Below are 21,941 nucleotides of genomic sequence, written 5' to 3' on the forward strand. Positions count from 1 at the left end.
ATTATATTTTTTTAACTCTTTTTAGGTGTCTACCACCATCAAATTTAGTATTTAAAAAAACACCTACAAACTTTAAAGCATTTTTTTTAGATATCAATCTTGAACCTAATGTAATGATGTTTGCATCATTATGCAATCTGGATAATTTTGTTGATTTTAGATTAAAACATTGCGCTGCACGCACATTTTTATGCTTATTTGCCGCAATATTCATACCAGTCCCGGAACCACATACTAAAATACCTACATTTCTCTTATTAAGTTTTATTTTTTTTGCAACTTTATGTGCATAGTCAGGATAATCAACACTACTATTATCTTTTGGACCAAGGTCCTCAAATTTTACTTTTTTATTTTTTAAATAAACTTTGATTGACTCTTTTAATTTAAATCCAGCGTGATCAGATGAAATAAATATTTTTTTCAAATTAATTAAATTTGTAATCTAAAACACAAGCAACTAAATGTATTCTATTCTCCTCACCACCATTAAATGCATTGTGATACTTCGTGTTATTTGTGACCCATACTGACCCATCCGCAGGCATGTGCTTTGCAACATTATCAATAACCATGATACAGCCAGGGTTAGTAATTATAGGAATATGTAATCTTGGCTCAGGATCTCTATGCCAACTCAAAGTTGATCTTGGTTCTTTTAAAAGAATTCTAACTCTTCCTAATTTATATTTAGATGACAGAGTATCATATACTTCTTTAAAGTAAGTATTTTCATAATCTTTTATAAATTCCGAATATTGTGATTCATCAAGAGACTCATCTCTAACTACTTCTTTCCCTGATTTATCAGGTTTTGTCCAATATACTCCTCTAGCCTTGTTACCTTTGATTGAGTTTGGATCACCAGGTATTTGGGTTAATGATATAGCTCCAAAGTGAGTTACACCAGCATCTTCAAATTTTTTAATCTTAACTATTTGATGATAAGCTTCTTGCAACTTTTCAATATCAAACTTAATTTCTTGTTTCTGAAAATCGCTAAAGTCTAATACTCTATCTTCTTTTTTAATATTTAAGTCTATTACTTTTGAATTTTCTATCGTCATCTTGATTGCTTTCTACCCTTTTTTTTGTATATGTGTATATTACATTTGTCGCAATTTAAAAGTAAATTAGAACATGATTATTGGGAAATATCCGAGTCTTAGACTTAGAAGAAATAGAAAAGAATCCTGGTCAAGAAGACTGATTCAAGAAAACACCTTAAGTCCAAATGATTTTATATTACCTATTTTTTTAATTGAAGGATCAAATAAACGGCAAAAGATTTCATCAATGCCAGGTGTATACAGATATACAATTAATCGATTGAGCCAAATAGTGGACAGAGCCATTAAAAAAAAGATACCAATGGTTGCACTTTTTCCAAAAACCCAAAATGTACATAAAGATGAATTGGGAACAGAATCACTTAATGAAAAAAATTTAGTTTGTAGAGCAATTAAAGAAATTAAAAAAAGATACAAAAATCAAATAGGTATAATGTGTGACGTAGCATTAGATCCCTACACATCACATGGTCATGACGGTTTAATTAAATCTAACACTATTCTAAACGACGAGACTGTAGAGATACTAATTAATCAATCATTACTTCAAGCAGAGATGGGTTGTGATGTAATTGCCCCATCAGATATGATGGATGGCAGAATAGGGAAAATAAGAAAGGCTTTGGATAAAAATAAATTCCAAAACGTTCAAATATTATCGTACGCTGCAAAATATGCCTCAAGCTTTTATGGACCTTTTAGAGATGCAATCGGTTCTATAGGTTCATTAAAAGGAGACAAAAAAACTTATCAGATGGATTATAGAAATTCTGATGAAGCTTTAAGAGAAGTTGCACTAGATATTAAAGAAGGAGCAGATATGGTAATGGTTAAACCAGGTATGCCCTACTTAGACATAATAAAATCAATAAAAGAAAAATTTAAATTACCTGTATTTGCCTATCAAGTGTCAGGAGAATACAGCTTAATTGAAACAGCTATAGCGAAAAAATTAATTAATAAAGATGCTATATATGAAAGTTTAGTTGCTTTTAAGAGAGCTGGTGCCAATGCTATAGTAAGTTATTACGCTGATAGAATTGATAAAATAATAAGATAGTTATTTTAATGTATTTAAAAATAGTAATCTGCTATTAGGATAATTTAAATTATTTGGTTTTAATATAGTTTTATCCAAATAATCACCTACTAATTTCAAACCGCTCAGCAAAGTGCCGAGATCATTTACTTCTATATCTTTTTCAATTAAAAAATTAGGTACATATTTTTTTTCATTTAAAGAACTAGCGAAATATACAGTTTTGTTACCTTCCAAATCTTTTTCAACTAAATTTTCAAGTGCTAAGTCATATCCTAAAATTTTAAGTAACTCCAATTCCCAAAAAACATATTTTTTTAACCAATCTTTTTCTTTTAGAATTAAAAATAAATTTTGAATTATAAAATAAACTTTATCATTAGATTGAGACTCTGCTGTTAGTATTTTAATCAAATTCATTGCAGAAGTAATACAAGAAAGCTTTTGTTTATGGTTAAAGTATAATGGTGTATATGCATTTAAAATCTCTATTTTAAAATAACCTATTCGGTTTTCATTTTTAGAATTATAATTAACATGAAGTTTATTGCCAACTTGAAGATAGTTTTTAATTTTTTTTGAAGTACCACCAAATATAATTCCTGATATCTTTCCTTTATTTTTAGTAAATAATTCTACAATTAATGAATTTTCATTATATCTTGTTTTACTTATTAAAAATCCTTCGTCCGACCAATTCATTTTTTATTTATTATTTTTAAACATTCTATTGCTGCATTTTGTTCAGCCACTTTCTTTGATTTTCCAGAAGCTATAAAATATTTTGTATTGGGCAATTTTACTCCAACTTTGAATATAGGTTTGTGTCTTGGACCAGTATTTGAAATTAATTTATATGTAGGTAGTTTTTTAAATTTTTTTAAAGTTAGTTCCTGTAACTTTGTTTTTGCATCTATTTCTGTAACTACACTTCTTTCAATGTGATCTTTCCATAAGTTTAAAATTGTTTTTTCAACAAATGTAAAACCTTTATCAAGATAAATAGCACCAATTAATGCTTCACAACTATCAGATATAATTTTGTCCTCAATTTTTATTTTTTTATTGTTGGGATTAAATGTTTTAATATAACTAGTTAAATTAATTTTTTTTGCTATATCCAGACACGTTTTCTTATTAACTAACGATGCAAATTTTTTATCAAGAATACCTTCTTTTTCACCTGGATAAATTTCTAAAAGTTTTTTTGCTATCACTAAACCAAGAACTCTATCACCCAGAAACTCTATCTTTTCATTATTTTCAGTTGGGTTAAAACTTTTATGAGTAAGAGCTTGGATAAGAAGATCTTTATTTTTAAATTTTATATCAATTTTTCTTTCTAAACTCTGATAGTTAATTTTCATTAATTAATTTTATTAAAAGTTCTATTAAATCTTATTGACTTATGCCATTTCCAAAATTCAATAAAACTTCCTATTCTTTTATCTGAGGAGAAAAATATAAATTGAGCTTTTCCAACTAAATTATTTTTATGCACATATCCAACACTTGTCAAGTACCTGCTATCTTTAGAACAATCTCTGTTGTCACCTAAAAAGAAATAATGATCTTTTGGTACAGTGAATATATCTGAATTTTGATAAGTAAAATCTTTTAAATAAACAGTATGAAATTTTTTACCATTTGAAAGTTTTTCCTCAAATCTATAAACATCAATACTTTTGTTTCCACAGAAAATAGAAGTTTTGTTTTGAATTTTGGATTTAAGAATTTCAGAATTATTTAAATATAAATTAGAGTCGATAAACTGAATTTTATCACCAGGCAGACCAATTAATCTTTTAATGTAGTCTGTTCTATTATCTGCAGGCGTTTTAAACACGATCACATCACCCCTTTCTGGACTACTAAACATAATTCTTTTGTTTAAAACTGGGGGGCTAAAAGGAAATGAATGCTTACTATATCCATATGTATATTTAGTTACAAACAATCTATCACCCACTAACAAAGTAGGTTCCATGGATGATGATGGTATATAAAATGGTTGTATTAAAAATGATCTAATAATAACTGCAATTATGAATGCATAAATTAATGTTTTTATATTTTCTGAAAAAAAATTTTTATCTAATTTCATGAAGTTTGAATAATTGCAAATGCAGTTGAATATTTTTTTTCATCCGAAATTGATAGAAAACATTTATAATTTTTGATTTTAAAGTTCTTTTGAATGATTTTTGTAATTTTTTTATTTTTAACATAATAAGGCTTTCCCATTTTATCATTAACAACTTCTATATCTTTAAAATTTAAATTCATACGAAAACCTGTGCCAAGAGCTTTAGAAAATGCCTCTTTTGCAGCAAATCTCTTCGAAAAAAAAGCTACTTTATTGTCTGAAACATTAGACTGTTTCAATTCTTTAAATGAATAAATTCTTTTTTTAAATAAAGGATTTTTAATAGATTTTTGAATTCTTTTATTTTCAACAATATCAACACCAATACCAAGAATTTTCATTTATTTTTTTATAATTTTTTTTAAGTTTTTTATTACTTTTGAAAGTCCATCAAATATTGACTCCCCAATTATAAAATGTCCAATGTTATACTCCTCAATATATATAATTTTTGTTAACATTTTGGTTGTTTTATAGTCTAGACCATGACCAGCATGAACTTCTATATTTAAACTTGATGCTAATTTTGCACTTTTTTTAATTCTGTTTAATTCACTAAGATAACTTTTTTTTGATTTAACTAGGTTTGCTAGTTTTCCAGTATGTATTTCAATACAATCAGCATTTAATTTTTTAGCAAGTCTAATGTCATTTGGAGCGGGGTTAATGAATAAACTTGTTCTTATCTTTGCTTTTTTAAATTTTTTAATTATTTTCTCTAATTTATTAAGATTGTTTTTTATATTTAAACCTCCCTCAGTAGTAATTTCTTTTCTATTTTCTGGAACTAAACAAATAAAATTTGGTTTTATCTTAAGTGCTTTATTGACAATTTCTTTGTTCATAGAAATTTCAAGGTTTACAAGCACATTTTTTAAACTACATATTTTTTTTGCGTCAATATCATTTATATGTCTTCTATCTTCTCTTAAATGAATTGTTACAGAATCAGCTCCATAACTAATAACTTTTTTAGCTGCGTATAATGGATCTGGATGTTTCTCTCCACGGGCGTTTCGTAAAGTTGCAATATGATCTATATTTACACCTAACCTTTTCACTTGATAAATCTGCTTCCTGGGGTTGTTATTGATATAGTTTTTAGTTCTGGTGGTAATTTATTTGCTTTAAAAGTTGGAACATCAATTTTTAAATGAGATGTTATTCCTGTTTTTATTTTTAAAGATTGTTTAGTCGATCGATCAATTATAGATGCAAATCCAATTAATTTTGCTTTTGATTTTTTAATCAATTTAACACACTCTAAACTTGATTTTCCAGTAGTGATTACATCTTCTATAATTAATACTCTTGCACCTTTTTTAATATTAAAACCTCTTCTAAGAGTAAATTTGCCGTTTACCCTTTCGCAAAAAATTGTTTCTTTTTTAAGCAATTTTCCTATTTCATAACCAATAATTACTCCTCCCATTGCAGGAGCTAATATTAAATCAAATTTTTTAAATTTTTTTCTAATTTTATTTGCTAAAGACTTACAAATTTTATCAGCTAAATTGGGGAAACTTAAAAGTTTTGCACATTGTATATATTTTGAAGAATGTAGACCTGAAGATAAAACAAAATGACCTTCTAATAATGCATTAGTTTTTTTTAAAATATTTAAGGATTTTTTGTGTGAAAGCATTTCTTTTTTCTTCGTGTCTGATTATCTTAAATTTTATACTCTTTTGTTTTAGCTCTGCAATAAAATTAGTAAAATTCTTTAAGTTTCTTATGATTAATTTAAATTTAAAATTTATATAATTGGGATTTTTACCAACCATTTCTAAACTAGATATATTTAATTTATGACTTCCAATGAGTGAGCTTATATCTCCTAATTGTCCAGGCTTATCAGGTAATGACATCCATAAGGTAGTATTATATTTTTTTGTTTTTTCCTCTTTTTGCTCTCCTTTATCATGCCAATATCTTCTTATAGCAGCTCTTGCTTTACCTGTTTTAGTTGTTGGTATCCAGTGAAGTGACGGAGAATTATTTTTAGATGTTATAATATTTACACGATCGCCATTTCTTAAAATGGTTTGTAACTCATTTTTGTTTCCATTAATTTCACAACCAACTGCTGAATTACCAATTTTAGTATGAACGGCATATGCAAAATCGATAGCTGTAGCGTCTTTAGGTAATTTTATTACTGAACCTTTGGGCGTGAAACAAAATACATTTTCTTGAAACATTTGCAGTTTAGTATACTCATATGAGTCTTCAGGATTTTCATTTTTTTCTATAATCTCAACAAGATCTTTTAACCAATCGTACTCCTTCCAGCTTAAAGAATTAAATTTTTCTGAAGATTTATACTGCCAATGAGATGCAATACCTCTTTCTGCAAATTCATGCATTTCATGGGTTCTAATTTGAATTTCTATTGGTTTTTTATTTGAACCAATTACAGAAGTATGAATAGATTTGTAACCATTAATTTTTGGGGACGAAATATAATCTTTAAATTTTCCTGGTATACAATTCCATTTTTTGTGAAAAATACCGAGAGTTTTGTAACAATCGTCTTCGTTGTTCAAAATTATTCTAAATCCAATAATGTCTGTTATTTGTTCAAGTGAAACTCTTTTTTTTTGTACTTTTCTCCAAATTGAAAAAGGGGTTTTTTCTCTACCATGAATCTCTGCATTGATTTCATTATCATTCAGAATTTCACTTAACTCATACGATTGTTCCTCAAATAAATCTTTTTTATCTAGCTTTATTTCATCAAGTCTTTTTTTTATTAGTTTTCTCGCATCGTTATTTAAAATTTCAAAAGACAAATCTTCAAGTTCGTCTCTTATTCTGTGCATTCCCATTCTATCTGCTAAGGGAGCATAAATTTCCATGGTTTCTTGAGCTATCCTCTTTCTTTTGTCTTCCTTTGTAATAGCTTTAATGGTTCTCATATTATGTAGTCGATCAGCAATTTTAACTAACAGAACCCTAATGTCTTTAGATGTTGCTAAAATTAATTTTCTAAAATTTTCTACTTTAGAATTTGCTCCAGCTGAATTTTCAAATGCTGAAATTTTTGTGACACCATCAACTAAATCTGCAACTTCATCCCCAAATTCTTGTTTGATTGTTTCGTAAGTTGCAAAAGTATCTTCTATAGTGTCATGCAGTAGACCTGTTGTAATTGTAGCGCTATCTAATTTCAATTCAGTTAAAATATTTGCAACCTCAATTGGGTGAACTGAATAAGGGTCACCCGAAGCTCTTTTTTGACTCTTATGTGCATTTACAGCAAAATTATATGCTTTATCCAATTTTTCTGGATTTAAAAATTTATTATAGTTCTTAACTTTATTTATAAGTTCATTTGAATTAAGCATAATCGATATTATATCACTAAATCAAATTTGTTTAATAGATCTAATGTCTCGATCAGGAAGTAGAGAAATCAAGGTTTTAACATCAATTTGTTTATCAGGATGGATCCAATTCTTTTGGATTTCAAATAATGGAAACAGTACAAAGCTTCTTTTGTGCATCCTTTTGTGAGGCAAATTAATTTTAGCATTTTTTTTTGACACAAATTTATTGAAATCAATAATGTCTAAGTCACATATGCGAGGAGCATTTTTTTTTGCTTTTTTTCTACCTAATTGAGTTTCTACAGTTTTGCATATTTTTAATAGTTCTTGAGGACTGTAATTACATTTTAATTTTAAAATTATATTTAAGAACTTAGGTTTTCGTGGGTCAGGCCAAGAAGGTGTTTCATAATAACTAGATACAGAGAGAACATCTAAGTTATATTCTGCCAATAAAAATTTTGCTTTTTCTATATTTGTTTTTCTTACTCCTAAATTTGAACCTATTCCTAAAAAAACAATTTTAGCTTGATTTTCTAATATATCTTGCTTTTTCACGGTTCCAATCTCTATTTTTTTTTGTTGCTCTTTTATCATATTGCTTTTTCCCTTTTGCAACTGCTAGTTCTATTTTAGCCTTTCCTTTTTTAAAATACATTTTTGTTGGAACTAACGTGAAACCATCTCTTTGCATTTTACCTATTAATTTATTTATTTCTTTTTTAGTAAAAAGCAATTTTCTTTCATCGGTTGGATTATGATTAGAGTAACTGGCTTGCTTGTAGGGAGATATATGTGAATTAATTAAAACAATTTCACCTCCCTTTTCAACAGCATAAGACTCAGCGATATTCACCTTTCCCTCTCTTACTGATTTAATTTCGGATCCCTTTAAAACAATTCCAGCTTCAAGAAGATCTTCAAAAAAATAGTTAAAACTAGCTTTTCTGTTTAAACAAATGATTTTCAAACCAGGATTGGTTTTTTTGTTCATTAAATTAACTTAGCAGACTGAAGAGCTTTTTTTACAATTTCTTTTGTTGTGTCTGTTACTTTTACAAGTGGTAGTCTTACATTGTCATCACAAAGTCCTAGAAGTTTTGCTGCATATTTTACAGGACTAGGATTGCTCTCAACAAACATTGAGTGATGAACTGGTTGTAATATTTTATCTAATCTTTCTGCTTCTTTCATTTCGTTATCGGTATCTGATTTTGAGAATTTTTGAAAATCTGAACAAAGTTTAGGTGCAATATTAGCTGTTACACTAATAGCTCCTACCCCACCACGTTTATTAAATTCAAAAGCATTATCATCATTACCTGTTAATTGAATAAAATCTTTACCCATTTTTTCAAACGTCTGATTAACTCTATCTAAATCACCTGTTGCATCTTTAACACCAACTATATTTTTTAATTCAAACAGTCTAGCCATGGTCTCCACTGACATATCAATCACAGATCTTCCAGGAATATTATAAATTATAAGTGGAATGCCACACTTATCATTAATTGCTTTATAATGTTGATACAAACCCTCCTGAGTTGGTTTATTATAATAAGGTGTAACTATCAAAGCTCCGTTAGCCCCTGCTTTTTCTGCATGAGTGGTTAAAGAAATCGCTTCTTCAGTTGAGTTTGACCCCGTTCCGGCAATTACAGGAATTTTTCCATTACTTTCTTTTATACATAAATCTATTACTCTTTGGTGCTCATCATGGTTTAAGGTGGGAGATTCACCTGTTGTGCCCGCAGGAACGAGTCCATTGGTACCATTATCAATATGGAAATGGATTAAATTTATATATGCTTCCTCATCTAAACCATTATTTTTAAATGGTGTAATTAAAGCAACATTTGATCCTTTGAACATAAATACTTATAACATAGTTTAAAGATTCATATACTAAAAGATTATGCTCAAAAAAATATTATTTTTATGTTTCAGTGTATCAATATTAATGTTTTCAAATAATCTTTTTGCTGAAATCAATTCAATTGTACCCTTAAAAAAACCTATTTTAAGTAAAGAAGAAATTCAAAAGAAAATATCTATAAATATCCTTAAACCTTTAAAGAAACCCTCGAAAACTAAAGAAGTTAAAATCAAAGAAGTAATTGTTAAAAAGGAGTTGGTTTTAAAAGAAAAAAAATTAAGTTTTAAAATACCGAAGAAAAAGCCAACTTTAGCCGGCATTAGCTCAGCAATGAATATAAAAATTTCAAAATATTATAGTAAAAGGGACTTCGGGTTGGCTAAAAAAGCCATTTCAGAAATGCAGAAAAGTAAATGGACATCTGCACTTAAAATAGCAAAAAAAGCAAAAGACAACTCAATTTATAATTTTATAAAATGGAGACATCTTTTAACCTCTGGTAATCAAGCTTCCTTTTACGAATATCAAGTTTTTTTAAATAAAAATTCAGATTATCCAAGAATAGACAGAATTAGATATCTTGCTGAACACAAACTATCAACAGAAAGTGTTTCACCAAAAAAAATAATAAATTGGTTCGGAGTAAAAGATCCATTAAGTGGTTATGGAAAAATGATACTTGGAGAAAGTTACATTTTAGTTGGAGACAAAAACAAGGGTACAAAACTAATTAAAGAAGGCTGGATAACAGCTGATTTATCAAAAAATGAATTAAAATATTTTAGAAAAAAATTTAAAAAATATTTAAATGCAAATGACTATATAAAACGAGCTGATTATTTAGCTTGGAATGGTGATCGTTGGGATTTACAAAGATTAATAAGGTATCTGCCAAAAGATTATGAGCTTTTATATAACGCAAGACATCTTTTAATGAGTAAGGGCTATGGTGTTGACCAAGCTATAGCCAATGTTCCACAAAAATTTAAGAATGATTCTGGGTTAAACTATGATCGATTAAAATGGAGAAGAAAAAAGGGACGTGTAGATTCTTCAGCTGAAATCTTATTAAAGATAAGAAATGATAAAGAGTATTTAGTCAGACCTGAAAAATGGTGGAAAGAAAGAGAAATTATTTCAAGAGCGTTGCTTTATAAAAAAAAATATGAAATTTCTTATAAAATTTCAAGCAATCATGGAATGACCGAAGGGTCTGAATATGCTGCTGCAGAATGGATGAGCGGCTGGATAGCTTTAAGTTTTTTAAACGATCCTTTAACTGCTAAAAATCATTTTAAAAATTTTTATAAAAATGTTAGTTACCCAATAAGCTTATCTAGAGGTGCTTATTGGCTTGGAAGAGCTTATGAAAAAATAGGTGAAAGAGAACAATCAAATAATTGGTATAGAGAGGCTACTAAATATTTAACTACGTATTATGGTCAACTAGCTTTTTTAAAAATAAATCCAAATGGAAAGTTTGAGTTAGATAAAGACATGGAAATTGATCCAAAATATAGGATACAATTTTTTAATAAAGAGCTTGTTAAAATTTCTTATCTTCTGCATGAATTAAAGAAAGACAAATATACAAAACATATTTTAAGGCATTTAGCTAAGGATAATATATCTAAAGGTAGTGAAGTTTTGGCGGCTGAATTAGCTACAAGTATAAACAGATATGATTTTGCTATTCAGGTTTCAAAAATTGCGTCTTATCAAAAAAGATTTCATAATAAATATAATTATCCAATTATAAGCACACCCAAAAATATCAATGGCAGAAAAATTCCTGAAAGCGCTTTAATTCTATCAATAATTCGTCAAGAAAGTGAATTTGATTTGGAAGCTAATAGTCACGCTGGTGCAAAAGGATTAATGCAATTGATGCCTTACACAGCAAAATTAGTTTCAAAACAAGCTAAACTTCCTTATTCAAAATCAAGATTAACCACTGATCCAGAATATAACATTAATTTAGGTTCACATTATATCGCAGGTTTAATTCTACAATATGATGGTGCTTACCCTTTTGCAGTGGCTGCTTACAATGCTGGCCCTAATAGAGTCAAGTACTGGAGAAAGATTAATAAAGATCCTCAAAAAAAACAAATTGAATATGTAGATTGGGTTGAATTAATAAAATTTCGAGAAACACGGAATTATGTTCAAAGAGTACTAGAAAATTACAATGTATATAGATACATACTAGAACAAAAACCTATCAAAATGGAAAAATTCTTTGATGATAAACCTTTGTATTAAATAATGGAAAATGAGAGGCTCGAAATAGAGAAAATAATTAACGAGGGCATTAATCTTTTTGAAAATAATAAGTATGAAGAGTCAATTAAAATTTTTGAAAACTTAAAAGAAAATTCTAAAACAAAAATTATTGGCATTTTCTTTCTTGGCGTTATTGAAGTTAAAAGAAAGAATTATACTAAAGCAAAAAAATTTTTTTTTAATGTTTTAGAAATAAACAAAAATCATGAGGACGCTAATTTAAATTTAGGTCTAGTTTATTTAGAAGAAAAAAATTTTGATGAATCTTTAATTTACTTCAAAAAAGTTTTAATGATCAATAAAAAAAATCTTAATGCTTTATATCATTCAGCTTTATCATATTTTGCTTTAAGAAAACTTGAGAAGTCTATTAAATACCTAAATTTAAGTATTGAAGTAAATAAAAATTTTGTTCATTCTTATGTAACACTTGGTCATATTTATTTAAGAATTAAAGAATTTAACAAAGCTCTACTTAATTATAAAAAAGTTTTAGAAATTAATCCAAAACGTATTAAAACTAAATTTAATATTGCATGGTGTTATTTTGCTTTATCAGACCTAGAATTAGCCTTTGAGAATTATGAATTTAGAAAAGAAAAAATAACTCCACAAGGAAGACACAAAGAAGTCTTAGATAAATTCAAATCTATTGAATGGAATGGACAAGATTTAGAAAATAAAACAATTTTAATTATATGTGAACAGGGCTATGGGGATAATATAAATTTTTTTCGTTATTTATTTTGGCTCGATAAAAAATTTAATGTTAAAATATTTTTTTATGCACATAAAAAACTAGCACATTTGTTTAGAAATACACCTTTTGAAATTATTTCAGATTTAAATGATGTAAATAAAATTGATTATCATCAGCATCTTTTAAGTTTGCCTGGCATTTGTTACAAAGAAACAAAAAGCTTCGAAGAAAATATTAATTACATAAATATTAATCAAAAAAATGATATTTATTGGAAAGAAAAATTAAGTGTCTATAAAAAACCTCTTATTGCAATAAATTGGCAAGGTGATCATAGATATGGACACGATGACATGCGATCCATACCACTCTCATATTTTAAAAATACTCTAAATAATCGAAATTTTGAATTTATTAGTTTGCAAAAAAACTTTGGATCTGAACAAATAAAAAAAAATAAATTTGAAAATCTTTTAATTGATTTATCAACTGAAATAGATATTGGAAAAAATGCTTTTGAAGATACAGTATCTATATTAAAGAATATGGAGTTAGTAATTACTTCAGATACTGCTATTGCTCACTTAGCAGGTACATTAGACATTAAAACATTTTTGTTACTAAGTTTTAATCCTGAGTGGCGTTGGTATATTGAATTAACTCATAAATGTTTCTACCCAAAAATAAACATCATTCAACAAAGCAAGTTTAATAACTGGAAAGGTGTTTTTAATGAATTAAATAAAAGAATTGAAACAAAAGATTATTAAATTATGAACTATTTTGTATGGCGGAAGAGGAGGGATTCGAACCCTCGGTACAAGTTTCCTCGCACGGTCATTTAGCAAACGACTGGTTTAAGCCTCTCACCCACTCTTCCATATGACATTGTGTATTATGCGATTTTATTGAAAATTCAATATTTATAAAGTATTTATTCAATTATTATGAGAAATAAGTACTCAATATTTTCTTTGATAAAAAATGCTTTTTCATATCATGAAAATTGGCAAAGAGCCTGGAAAGATCCTACTCCTAAAAAAGAATATGATGCCATTATTGTTGGTGGTGGTGGCCATGGTTTAGCAACAGCCTACTATTTAGCAAAAAAACACAATATGAATAATATTGCCGTAGTCGAGAAAGGTTGGATTGGTGGAGGAAATACTGGACGTAATACTACAATTATTAGATCAAATTATTTATGGGATGCTAGTGCAGGATTATATGATCATGCATTAAAAATTTGGGAAGGTTTATCTCAAGAACTAAACTATAATGTAATGTTTAGTCAAAGAGGTGTAATGAACCTTGCACATAATTTACAAGATGTTAGAGATTTAAAAAGACGAACACATGCTAATAGATTAAATGGTATTGATGCAGTATACTTGAGCACTGAAGAAATTAAAAAGTTTTGTCCAATAATAAATACATCACCAGATATTAGGTACCCTGTTTTAGGGGGAACTTTACAAAGAAGAGCGGGTACAGCAAGACACGATGCAGTTGCTTGGGGATATGCTAGAGGAGCTGATGCAATGGGTGTTGATATTATTCAAAATTGTGAAGTTAAAGGAATAAAAAGAAATGGAGATAGTGTTGAGGGAATAGAAACAACAAAAGGTTTTATTAAAACTAAAAAAGTTGGTGTTGTTGCAGCTGGTCATTCTAGCGTCATAGCTAATATGGCGGGCCTAAGACTTCCGCTTGAAAGTAAACCTTTACAGGCTTTAGTTTCTGAACCTGTAAAACCAATTATTGATACAGTTGTAATGTCTAACGCAGTGCATGCTTATGTTAGTCAATCTGACAAAGGGGAATTAGTCATTGGTGCTGGAACAGACGATTATGTTTCTTATACTCAAAAAGGAAGTCACCAAATAGTTGAAGGAACATTAAATGCAATTTTAGAATTATATCCAATTTTTAGTAGAATGAGAATGTTAAGACAATGGGGAGGAATAGTAGATATATGTCCTGATGCTAGTCCAATTTTAAGTAAAACTTCAATTAAAGGATTATACTTTAATTGTGGTTGGGGTACTGGAGGATTTAAAGCAACTCCTGGATCCGGAGATTTATTTGCACATACTATTGCAAATGATGAACCACACAAACTTAATGCTGCATTTAATTTAAATAGATTTGTAAGCGGAGACCTTGTTGATGAACATGGGGCTGCAGCGGTTGCTCATTAATGTTTTTAATAAACTGTCCATACTGTGGAGAACGAGATCAGCAAGAATTTAAGGCTGGAGGTGAAGCTCATATCGAGAGACCTAAGCAACCAACAGAATTAAGTGATGATGAATGGGCAGAATATTTATTTATGAGAAAAAACATTAAAGGTGTTCAATTTGAAAGATGGAACCATGCACATGGTTGTCGTAAATGGTTTAATATGGTTAGAGATACTTCTAACGACGAAATAAAAGCAATTTACAAAATGGGTGAAAAACCACCCGCTCAATAAAATGAATAAAAAATTAAGAGTAAAATCCAGTGAGTATATTGATGAAACTAATAGAATTTCCTTTAAATTTAACGGCAAAACTTACCATGGTTTTAAAGGTGATACATTAGCTTCAGCATTACTTGCAAACGATGTTCATTTAGTTGGAAGAAGTTTTAAATATCATAGACCAAGAGGAATTATGACTTCAGGTTCAGAGGAACCAAATGCTATAGTTCAAATAAACCCTGGTACCAACAGAACAGAACCAAATGTTAGAGCAACTGAAGTAGAGATTTATGAAGGTTTGGAGGCATCTAGTCAAAATTGTTGGCCGAGTGTAGAATTTGATATTGGTGGAATAAACAATTTTCTCTCCCCTTTTTTTCCAGCAGGTTTTTATTACAAAACATTTATGTGGCCTGCAAGTTTTTGGGAAAAATATGAATTTTTCATACGACACTCAGCCGGTTTGGGGAAATCACCAACATCAAGTGATCCTGACATTTATGACCACCGAAATATTCACTGTGATGTATTGGTTGTAGGTGCAGGTATATCAGGAATATTAGCAGCAAAAAATGCAGCTAAAAATAATTTTAAAACGTTGTTAGTTGATGAAAAAAATGAACTTGGTGGTTCGACTGTTTATGAAAACAATGAATTTAACAAAATTGATAATAAAACTCCTTCTGAATGGTTGAAAAAAGAAATAGAGGAACTTAAAAATATTAAAAATCTTGAAATAAAAACTAGAACAAGTGTAGCTGCTTACCATCAATATAATTATCTATTGGCTAAAGAAAATCTAACTGATCATTTAGAAGCAAAAGATAAAACAAATAAAATTAGACAAAGACTTCTTAAAATTAGAGCTAAGAAGGTTATTTTGGCCACAGGTGCATTAGAAAGACCATTGATATTTAATAATAATGATAGACCAGGAATAATGCTTTCATCTGCTATTAAAAAATACAGTGAATTTTATGGAGTTGCATGTGGTAGTAAAAATGTATTTTTTACTAATAATGATAGTGCTTATGAAAGTGCTTTGTCATTATATAACAAAGGCATCAATGTTGGAGCAATCGTTGATATTAGAGACCAATCTGAAAGTAAAATTGTAAAAAAAATAGAAGAAGCAGGTATTAAAATTTACTGGTCACATACAATTGTTGATACAGCTGGATACAAAAGATTAAATAGTGTTTCAATAATGAAACTATCTAATGATGGCACTTCAGTTACTGGAAGTAAAATTTCTATTTCATGTGATTGCTTAGGAGTTGCTGGTGGTTGGACGCCTGCAGTGCATTTATACACACAATCAGGTAGTAAACTTAATTTTGATGAGGAAAAACAGATTTTCTTACCAAATCAAAATACATCCGAACAAATAAGTGTAGGATCTTGTGGTGGAGATTTTAAAATTGATGAAATCATTAAAAATTTAAATCAAAAGCTTAAAGATGGTCTAAATATTAAAGAAACGGATTTAGATAAAATTAAAGTTGAAATTGATCAGGAAAATTCAAAAAGAAATATTTGGTTGCTACCTTCTGATAAACCTTTGGGTAAAACTAAACCATTTGTAGATTATCAAAATGATGCAACCGCTAAAGATATCAAATTGGCATTAAGAGAAGGTTTTAGATCTATCGAACATGTTAAGAGATACACAACTACTGGAATGGGAACTGATCAAGGTAAACTAGGAAATATGCATGCGTTAGGCATAATTGCAGATACAGCAGGCGTTAAAATGGGAGAATTAGGGACCACAACTTTTAGACCTCCTTACACACCATTAACGTTTGGAACTATTGTAGGTCGAAATGTAGGAAAGTTTTTTGATATTTTTAGAAGAACACCAATGAATGATTGGCATGTTGAAAATAAAGCTGAATTTGAAAATGTCGGTCAATGGAAGAGAGCATGGTACTACCCTATTAACGGAGAAACTATGCATCAGGCAGTTCAAAGAGAAAGTAAAGCTGCTAGAGAAAGTGCTGGTATATTAGATGCCTCTACTCTCGGTAAAATTGATATTCAAGGAAGTGATGCTTCTGAATTTTTAAATAGAGTTTATACAAATGCTTGGTCAAAATTACCTATAGGGAAATGTAGATATGGCCTAATGCTAAATGAGGATGGTATGGTTTATGATGATGGAGTTACAACAAGATTAGGTGAAAATCATTATCTTATGACCACAACAACTGGTGGTGCTGCTAATGTTTTAGGTAAACTTGAAGATTATCTTCAAACAGAATGGCCTGAGCTTGATGTGTATTTAACTTCTGTAACAGATCATTATGCTACGGCGAGTTTATGTGGACCTAATAGTAAAAAAATTGTTAAAAAAATAATTCCCGATTTAGATTTATCAGATGAAAGCTTTCCTCACATGTCATTCAAAGAAGCTAAAATCGGTAATATTGAATGCAGAATAATGAGAATTAGTTTTACTGGAGAACACAGCTACGAAATAAATATTCAAGCAAGCTATGGAAAAGATTTATGGGAAAAGTGTATAGAAGCAGGAAAAGAGTTTAACATTACACCTTATGGAACAGAAACAATGCACTTATTAAGAGCAGAAAAAGGTTTTATTATTGTTGGTCAAGATACTGACGGAACAATGACCCCTATCGATCTTCAAATGGATTGGATAGTAAGCAAGAAGAAATACGATTTCATAGGTAAAAGATCTCTTTATAGGTCTGATACAATAAAAGAAGATAGAAAACAATTGGTGGGATTATTAACAGAAGATCCAAATGTAATTTTAGAGGAAGGAGCGCAAATCGTTTCTGAGTTAAATCAAAGTCCAGTAGAAATGCTTGGACATGTAACTTCAAGTTATTTCAGTCCCAACCTTAACAAATCAATCGCACTTGCAGTAGTTAGAGGTGGAAAAGACATGATGGGAAAACAACTTTATGTGCCAATGGAAAATAAAAATATTAATGTCACTGTTGCAAATCCAGTGTTTTACGATGAGAAAAATGAGAGTTTAAATGCTTAATTATAATTCAGTTATCAAAAATGAAATTAATCAAGAAAGTGTTTCAGTAAAAGAAATCTCTCAAGTAATGAAAATTAATTTAAGAGGTAAAAGAAGAGAATTTTTAAAAAATATTGGTAAAAATCTTAATATGATCCTACCTACAGAGGCAAACACATCAACAACTAGTGATAAATTAACAGCAATATGGCTTAGCCCAGATGAATGGATGATAGTTTCTAACCAGCTTGTAAGTAAGGACGCCATTAAATACGAACTACATGAAATGTTATTTAATAGTATTTCAAAAACAAATTTAGGTGCTGTTACTAATGTAACAGATCAATTTGTTCAATTAGAACTTAAAGGCAAAAATATTTATGAAATTTTTTCAGCAGGATCTCCTTTTAATTTTAATGAATTTAAGGAAAAGAAAGGATCAACAACTCAGACAGTTTTAAATCATATAGATGTGATTATGCACCATAAAGATGAAAATGTTGTAAATCTGTTTGTTAGAAGATCTTTTGCTGAACATCTTTGTTCTTGGATTGAAGATTGTGCTTCAAGATTATAAACTTATTTTTTTCTTCTAAAGTCCCATGGCATTTCAAATTTACCTTGCCAAAGGCCTTTTTTTTCATTTTTAGCATTAATTTCGTTTGATATATATTTTTTTGAGTATTTTCTATAAGCTACTGCATAACCGTTTGAAACTAGCCAAGAATTCAAGTTTAAATTTCTTTTATAACATTCTCCAATAAATCTTTTGTATCTATCAACATCCAAAATTTTACAAGTTATTACTTTGTTATTTATTTTTTTTTGTAATTTTTGAGTTGAAATTTTTCCACATGGATAATCTTTAGTAAAAGTAAAAAAAATTATTGTTAAATATGGTTTTTTACACATTTGCTTGAATTCAGGTGCATCAATTCCATGCAATCTTATTTTTTTTGAATTTATTTTTATTGTATCACCATCAATAATTTGAGCATTTCCAGAAATTTCTTTAATCTCTTCAGACCTAACATCTTTATATGTGAGAATAAAAAATATCGAACAGATTATAATTAAAATTATCGCTTTTCTTTTTGTAAAAAACATATTTAAAAAATATTAAATATTAGCCAATTTGTGTTTAATATAATATTTGACATAAAAAAGTAACATCAATGATATCAGCCATTGAAAGATAGCCCAAATATAAAAAAAAGTTTTAAAATCTGCATTTAAATATTTTGCAATGTAAAAGGATAAAACTGGTACTATAACATTTCTGGCAATATTATTAACCATTGCTTTTTCAGATTTTTTTAAAGCCATAAAAAATCCATTTGATAAGAAAAATATTGGATAAGCAGGTAAAATAAATGCTGAAATCTTAAGGTACATTGAGCCATGCATAATTACCTCTGGGTTTGAAGAAAAGAATTTAGGAACAATGTCAGCACTTATAAAAATAACTACACCAGCAATTAACATTAACAATAGACCGTATTTTATTGAGGTGAAATAGGATTGCTCCACTCTATCGTAATATTTTGCTCCAATATTTTGTGCTATTATAGAAATTATTGCTGTATTAATTCCTAGTATTGGTAACAAAACTACTTGCTCAATTCTTGTGGCAGATCCATATCCTGCTACAGCATATTCACCAAATAATCCAACATATGTAAAAACAACTGTTGCGGCAATAGAATATCCTAATATGGCAATTGTAATTGGCATTGATTGAAAAAAAATATTTTTTAAGAAAAAAAATTTAGCTTTGAAATGGTCTAAAGTTATTTGTTTAATTCTTTGATTATTTAATATTTTTATCAGAATAACTAACAAAGATATAAATTGGGCAATTAAAGTTGCTATCCCAATACCAGTTATTCCTAATGGTGGTATAAATAAAAAACCAAAAATAAAAATTGGATTTAAAATAATGTTTAAGAAAAAAGAAAATATTAGAACATTTCTGTAAGTTTTAGTATCTCCTTCTGCGTGTAAGAATGAATTTAATGCTACTACTAAAATAAATAATATTGTACCTAAAAAAATTACATTTATATATTCGAGACCAAGAATTGTTACTTCTTGAGAGGAATTCATTAATAAGAATATCTTTTCACCAAAAGTAAATCCTAAAATAGATACAACTATCGAGATTATAATCGAATAAATGATTACATTTCCAAAATAACTTAAAACATTTTTTTCATTTTTTTCTCCAATACTGCTGCCAATCAATGATGTTCCTGCTACGGTAACTCCTATGGATGTCGCAATAATCAAAAAATATATCGGAAAAGACTTGCTCAAAGCAGATAAGGCTTCTGGCGATATTTTTCCCGCATAAAAAGTATCTACGATTGTGTAAAGTGTTTGGAATAAGGTTCCTACACTTGCTGGTACAGCAAGTTTTCTTACTAATAACGAAACTTCATCTTTTAATAAATTCATTAATTTAAGATCTGTTAATACTCTTTTTGAAAGATATGTCTTTTTCCTACTGCTTTAGCAAGATTAATTTGTTTTTGCCTCATCCTAAATCTTGATTTTTGATCATCTGTCAGATTGTCGTGACAATTTGGACATGAAACGCCCTCTTCATATTTTTTTGATTTTTTATCCTTACGAGATACTGGCTTCCTACAACCGCTACACATTGAGTAAGAACCAACTTTTAGACCATGTTTTAAACTAATCCTGTTATCAAAAACAAAGCATTCACCTTTCCATAAACTTTTTTTCTTATTTGTTTTTTTAAGATAATTTAAAATTCCACCATTTAACTGATAAATGTTATTAAACCCTTTATTCTCCAAATATACAGATGCCTTTTCACAACGAATTCCACCAGTACAAAACATAGCTATAGGTTGATTTTTTTTTAATTTTTTTAGATATTTTGGAAAATCTCTAAAGTTATCAACATCAGGATTGATTGCTCCCTTAAATGTTCCAACATCATGCTCAAATGGTTTTCTCGCATCTATAAGAACAGTATCCTTTTCTTTAATCAGTTTATTCCATTTGATTGGATCTACATGGCTATCCTTTTTCTTTATTCTTTTTTTTAAAATTAAATTCATAGGAACAACCTCGTTTTTGATTTTCACTTTAGGTTTATGAAATGGTTGGAATAAGCTTTTAGACTTATTGCTGCTGTTAAATTCTTTAAAATTAAAAGTTTTTTTTAAATTGTTAATTGTGAATTTAATGTCTGCAGCTTTACCAGAGATAGTTCCGTTTAACCCCTCTTTAGAGATTATTATTGTACCTCTAATGTTTTTCTTTTTTAAAGTTTCTAATAAAACTTTTTGATTTTTCTTTAGATAAGAAATTTTGACAAATTTATAAAAACCAACTACTTCAAACATTATAATTTTCTACAAACAGTCATACCATCACCAAGAGGAATTATTAACTTTTCAACTCTTGTATCCTTTGAGATATGACTATTAAACTCTTTAATATTTTTAGTAAATTTATCATTATTGTTTTCATTCACAACTTCTCCATACCATAAAACATTATCAATGATTATTAGACCATTTTTGTTCAATAATTGTAAAGAACGTTCATAGTATTCAATATAATTCATTTTATCAGCATCAATAAAAACTAAATCAAACTTTTCATTTTTAATTTCATCTAAACTTTCTAAAGCAGGTTTAATTAATGTTTTTATTTTATGATCTTGCTTAGCTTTTTTGAAAAAATCTGTTGCAACTTTATTAGTTTCTTTATTTTTATCTAAAGCAATTATTTTGCCATCATCTGATAATGCTAAAGCCATAGATAACGTACTTAATCCTGTAAATGTACCTATCTCTAAAATGTTTTTAATATTTGAAATTTTTATAATTAAATGCAGAAATTGACTTTGTGAAATTGAGATTTGCATTCTTTTGATATCACCAAGAGAAGTGTTGTAATCAATTATTTCTTTTTGGACTGGATGTAAATTAAATCCATGACTTAAAATATAATCTTGGAGTTCTTTAGTTATATTAAGGTCTGAACCCATAAA

The 21,941-nt window shown here is 28.5% G+C and carries 23 protein-coding genes and 1 tRNA gene; 7 read left to right on the forward strand and 17 right to left on the reverse strand.

All coding sequences use genetic code 11. The annotated features are described in order from the left end of the window. Position 1: 1 nt before the first annotated feature. Entirely contained in the window at positions 2 to 427 is a 426-nt protein-coding gene (gene rpiB / locus ACTT9X_RS03435) for a ribose 5-phosphate isomerase B (RefSeq protein WP_440934285.1), read from the reverse strand. 1 nt (position 428) lies between these two features. Then, positions 429 to 1,067, reverse strand: coding sequence for an aspartyl/asparaginyl beta-hydroxylase domain-containing protein (locus ACTT9X_RS03440; RefSeq protein ID WP_440934286.1), 639 nt, complete (start codon positions 1,065 to 1,067; stop codon positions 429 to 431). Between the two features lie 73 nt (positions 1,068 to 1,140). Between ACTT9X_RS03440 and hemB the strand changes: the two genes are divergently transcribed. After that, entirely contained in the window at positions 1,141 to 2,130 is a 990-nt protein-coding gene (gene hemB / locus ACTT9X_RS03445; protein WP_440934287.1) for a porphobilinogen synthase, read from the forward strand. Here hemB and recO read toward each other — a convergent pair whose 3' ends face one another. Genes recO through dapA form a run of 10 tightly spaced genes read right to left on the reverse strand, consistent with a single transcriptional unit; the run spans position 2,131 to position 9,459 of the window. Next, the gene (gene recO / locus ACTT9X_RS03450; RefSeq protein ID WP_440934288.1) at positions 2,131 to 2,811 is read right to left on the reverse strand and encodes a DNA repair protein RecO; all 681 of its coding nucleotides are present in this window, start codon (positions 2,809 to 2,811) and stop codon (positions 2,131 to 2,133) included. After that, positions 2,808 to 3,476 carry a ribonuclease III gene (gene rnc / locus ACTT9X_RS03455; RefSeq protein WP_440934289.1) on the reverse strand — a complete coding sequence of 223 codons (669 nt, stop codon included), beginning with the start codon at positions 3,474 to 3,476 and terminating at the stop codon, positions 2,808 to 2,810. The genes recO and rnc overlap by 4 nt, the downstream gene beginning before the upstream one ends. After that, positions 3,476 to 4,213, reverse strand: a complete 738-nt coding sequence (gene lepB / locus ACTT9X_RS03460) for a signal peptidase I (protein ID WP_440934290.1) — start codon at positions 4,211 to 4,213, stop codon at positions 3,476 to 3,478. The genes rnc and lepB overlap by 1 nt, the downstream gene beginning before the upstream one ends. After that, positions 4,210 to 4,596 carry a holo-ACP synthase gene (gene acpS / locus ACTT9X_RS03465; protein WP_440934291.1) on the reverse strand — a complete coding sequence of 129 codons (387 nt, stop codon included), beginning with the start codon at positions 4,594 to 4,596 and terminating at the stop codon, positions 4,210 to 4,212. The genes lepB and acpS overlap by 4 nt, the downstream gene beginning before the upstream one ends. Next, complete coding sequence (locus ACTT9X_RS03470) at positions 4,597 to 5,316, reverse strand: pyridoxine 5'-phosphate synthase (RefSeq protein ID WP_440934292.1); 720 nt, start codon at positions 5,314 to 5,316, stop codon at positions 4,597 to 4,599. Beyond that, entirely contained in the window at positions 5,313 to 5,900 is a 588-nt protein-coding gene (pyrE, locus tag ACTT9X_RS03475) for an orotate phosphoribosyltransferase (RefSeq protein WP_440934293.1), read from the reverse strand. Before pyrE ends, ACTT9X_RS03470 begins: the two co-directional genes overlap by 4 nt. Continuing rightward, on the reverse strand, positions 5,857 to 7,602 hold the full coding sequence (locus tag ACTT9X_RS03480; RefSeq protein WP_440934294.1) for a RelA/SpoT family protein: 1,746 nt from the start codon (positions 7,600 to 7,602) through the stop codon (positions 5,857 to 5,859). The genes pyrE and ACTT9X_RS03480 overlap by 44 nt, the downstream gene beginning before the upstream one ends. Positions 7,603 to 7,623: 21 nt before the next feature. Continuing rightward, entirely contained in the window at positions 7,624 to 8,181 is a 558-nt protein-coding gene (gene folK / locus ACTT9X_RS03485; RefSeq protein WP_440934295.1) for a 2-amino-4-hydroxy-6-hydroxymethyldihydropteridine diphosphokinase, read from the reverse strand. After that, positions 8,108 to 8,578: an SsrA-binding protein SmpB gene (gene smpB / locus ACTT9X_RS03490; RefSeq protein ID WP_440934296.1), complete on the reverse strand. Its 471-nt coding sequence runs from the start codon at positions 8,576 to 8,578 to the stop codon at positions 8,108 to 8,110. The genes folK and smpB overlap by 74 nt, the downstream gene beginning before the upstream one ends. Continuing rightward, complete coding sequence (dapA, locus tag ACTT9X_RS03495; RefSeq protein WP_440934297.1) at positions 8,578 to 9,459, reverse strand: 4-hydroxy-tetrahydrodipicolinate synthase; 882 nt, start codon at positions 9,457 to 9,459, stop codon at positions 8,578 to 8,580. The genes smpB and dapA overlap by 1 nt, the downstream gene beginning before the upstream one ends. A gap of 43 nt (positions 9,460 to 9,502) precedes the next feature. On the opposite strand from dapA, the gene ACTT9X_RS03500 reads away from it, so the two are divergent. Further along, positions 9,503 to 11,728, forward strand: a complete 2,226-nt coding sequence (locus ACTT9X_RS03500; RefSeq protein WP_440934298.1) for a lytic transglycosylase domain-containing protein — start codon at positions 9,503 to 9,505, stop codon at positions 11,726 to 11,728. Between the two features lie 3 nt (positions 11,729 to 11,731). After that, the gene (locus tag ACTT9X_RS03505; RefSeq protein WP_440934299.1) at positions 11,732 to 13,219 is read left to right on the forward strand and encodes a hypothetical protein; all 1,488 of its coding nucleotides are present in this window, start codon (positions 11,732 to 11,734) and stop codon (positions 13,217 to 13,219) included. A gap of 18 nt (positions 13,220 to 13,237) precedes the next feature. On the opposite strand, the gene ACTT9X_RS03510 is transcribed toward ACTT9X_RS03505, so the two are convergent. Beyond that, positions 13,238 to 13,329 (reverse strand) — tRNA-Ser (locus tag ACTT9X_RS03510). Positions 13,330 to 13,396: 67 nt separating this feature from the next. Between ACTT9X_RS03510 and ACTT9X_RS03515 the strand changes: the two genes are divergently transcribed. From ACTT9X_RS03515 to ACTT9X_RS03530, 4 genes are read left to right on the forward strand one after another with little or no spacing between them, the layout of a single operon-like run. Beyond that, on the forward strand, positions 13,397 to 14,650 hold the full coding sequence (locus ACTT9X_RS03515; RefSeq protein WP_440934300.1) for a sarcosine oxidase subunit beta family protein: 1,254 nt from the start codon (positions 13,397 to 13,399) through the stop codon (positions 14,648 to 14,650). Beyond that, positions 14,650 to 14,925 carry a sarcosine oxidase subunit delta gene (locus tag ACTT9X_RS03520; RefSeq protein WP_145597818.1) on the forward strand — a complete coding sequence of 92 codons (276 nt, stop codon included), beginning with the start codon at positions 14,650 to 14,652 and terminating at the stop codon, positions 14,923 to 14,925. Before ACTT9X_RS03515 ends, ACTT9X_RS03520 begins: the two co-directional genes overlap by 1 nt. A 1-nt stretch (position 14,926) precedes the next feature. Continuing rightward, positions 14,927 to 17,932: a sarcosine oxidase subunit alpha family protein gene (locus ACTT9X_RS03525; RefSeq protein WP_440934301.1), complete on the forward strand. Its 3,006-nt coding sequence runs from the start codon at positions 14,927 to 14,929 to the stop codon at positions 17,930 to 17,932. Next, positions 17,925 to 18,488, forward strand: coding sequence for a sarcosine oxidase subunit gamma (locus ACTT9X_RS03530; RefSeq protein ID WP_440934302.1), 564 nt, complete (start codon positions 17,925 to 17,927; stop codon positions 18,486 to 18,488). Before ACTT9X_RS03525 ends, ACTT9X_RS03530 begins: the two co-directional genes overlap by 8 nt. Before the next feature lie 2 nt (positions 18,489 to 18,490). On the opposite strand, the gene ACTT9X_RS03535 is transcribed toward ACTT9X_RS03530, so the two are convergent. From ACTT9X_RS03535 to ACTT9X_RS03550, 4 genes are read right to left on the reverse strand one after another with little or no spacing between them, the layout of a single operon-like run. Continuing rightward, a complete protein-coding gene (locus tag ACTT9X_RS03535) occupies positions 18,491 to 19,018 on the reverse strand; it encodes a thermonuclease family protein (RefSeq protein WP_440934303.1) in 528 nt (175 codons plus the stop codon). Positions 19,019 to 19,030: 12 nt separating this feature from the next. Continuing rightward, positions 19,031 to 20,368 (reverse strand): MATE family efflux transporter, encoded by a 1,338-nt coding sequence (locus ACTT9X_RS03540; protein WP_440934304.1) that lies wholly within the window; start codon positions 20,366 to 20,368, stop codon positions 19,031 to 19,033. Between the two features lie 14 nt (positions 20,369 to 20,382). Beyond that, positions 20,383 to 21,288 (reverse strand): oxygen-dependent tRNA uridine(34) hydroxylase TrhO, encoded by a 906-nt coding sequence (gene trhO, locus ACTT9X_RS03545; RefSeq protein WP_440934305.1) that lies wholly within the window; start codon positions 21,286 to 21,288, stop codon positions 20,383 to 20,385. After that, a complete protein-coding gene (locus ACTT9X_RS03550) occupies positions 21,288 to 21,938 on the reverse strand; it encodes an O-methyltransferase (protein WP_440934306.1) in 651 nt (216 codons plus the stop codon). Before ACTT9X_RS03550 ends, trhO begins: the two co-directional genes overlap by 1 nt. Positions 21,939 to 21,941: the final 3 nt, after the last annotated feature.

The organism is Candidatus Pelagibacter sp., assembly GCF_052049855.1.
Lineage (GTDB): Bacteria > Pseudomonadota > Alphaproteobacteria > Pelagibacterales > Pelagibacteraceae > Pelagibacter.

Excerpts from the sequence above, each read along its gene's own strand:
- ACTT9X_RS03440 (WP_440934286.1), bottom strand. The coding sequence starts at position 1,067 with ATGACGATAGAAAATTCAAAAGTAATAGACTTAAATATTAAAAAAGAA.
- hemB (WP_440934287.1), top strand. The coding sequence starts at position 1,141 with ATGATTATTGGGAAATATCCGAGTCTTAGACTTAGAAGAAATAGAAAA.
- recO (WP_440934288.1), bottom strand. The coding sequence starts at position 2,811 with ATGAATTGGTCGGACGAAGGATTTTTAATAAGTAAAACAAGATATAAT.
- rnc (WP_440934289.1), bottom strand. The coding sequence starts at position 3,476 with ATGAAAATTAACTATCAGAGTTTAGAAAGAAAAATTGATATAAAATTT.
- lepB (WP_440934290.1), bottom strand. The coding sequence starts at position 4,213 with ATGAAATTAGATAAAAATTTTTTTTCAGAAAATATAAAAACATTAATT.
- acpS (WP_440934291.1), bottom strand. The coding sequence starts at position 4,596 with ATGAAAATTCTTGGTATTGGTGTTGATATTGTTGAAAATAAAAGAATT.
- pyrE (WP_440934293.1), bottom strand. The coding sequence starts at position 5,900 with ATGCTTTCACACAAAAAATCCTTAAATATTTTAAAAAAAACTAATGCA.
- ACTT9X_RS03480 (WP_440934294.1), bottom strand. The coding sequence starts at position 7,602 with ATGCTTAATTCAAATGAACTTATAAATAAAGTTAAGAACTATAATAAA.
- folK (WP_440934295.1), bottom strand. The coding sequence starts at position 8,181 with ATGATAAAAGAGCAACAAAAAAAAATAGAGATTGGAACCGTGAAAAAG.
- smpB (WP_440934296.1), bottom strand. The coding sequence starts at position 8,578 with ATGAACAAAAAAACCAATCCTGGTTTGAAAATCATTTGTTTAAACAGA.
- dapA (WP_440934297.1), bottom strand. The coding sequence starts at position 9,459 with ATGTTCAAAGGATCAAATGTTGCTTTAATTACACCATTTAAAAATAAT.
- ACTT9X_RS03500 (WP_440934298.1), top strand. The coding sequence starts at position 9,503 with ATGCTCAAAAAAATATTATTTTTATGTTTCAGTGTATCAATATTAATG.
- ACTT9X_RS03505 (WP_440934299.1), top strand. The coding sequence starts at position 11,732 with ATGGAAAATGAGAGGCTCGAAATAGAGAAAATAATTAACGAGGGCATT.
- ACTT9X_RS03515 (WP_440934300.1), top strand. The coding sequence starts at position 13,397 with ATGAGAAATAAGTACTCAATATTTTCTTTGATAAAAAATGCTTTTTCA.
- ACTT9X_RS03520 (WP_145597818.1), top strand. The coding sequence starts at position 14,650 with ATGTTTTTAATAAACTGTCCATACTGTGGAGAACGAGATCAGCAAGAA.
- ACTT9X_RS03525 (WP_440934301.1), top strand. The coding sequence starts at position 14,927 with ATGAATAAAAAATTAAGAGTAAAATCCAGTGAGTATATTGATGAAACT.
- ACTT9X_RS03530 (WP_440934302.1), top strand. The coding sequence starts at position 17,925 with ATGCTTAATTATAATTCAGTTATCAAAAATGAAATTAATCAAGAAAGT.
- ACTT9X_RS03535 (WP_440934303.1), bottom strand. The coding sequence starts at position 19,018 with ATGTTTTTTACAAAAAGAAAAGCGATAATTTTAATTATAATCTGTTCG.
- ACTT9X_RS03540 (WP_440934304.1), bottom strand. The coding sequence starts at position 20,368 with ATGAATTTATTAAAAGATGAAGTTTCGTTATTAGTAAGAAAACTTGCT.
- trhO (WP_440934305.1), bottom strand. The coding sequence starts at position 21,288 with ATGTTTGAAGTAGTTGGTTTTTATAAATTTGTCAAAATTTCTTATCTA.
- ACTT9X_RS03550 (WP_440934306.1), bottom strand. The coding sequence starts at position 21,938 with ATGGGTTCAGACCTTAATATAACTAAAGAACTCCAAGATTATATTTTA.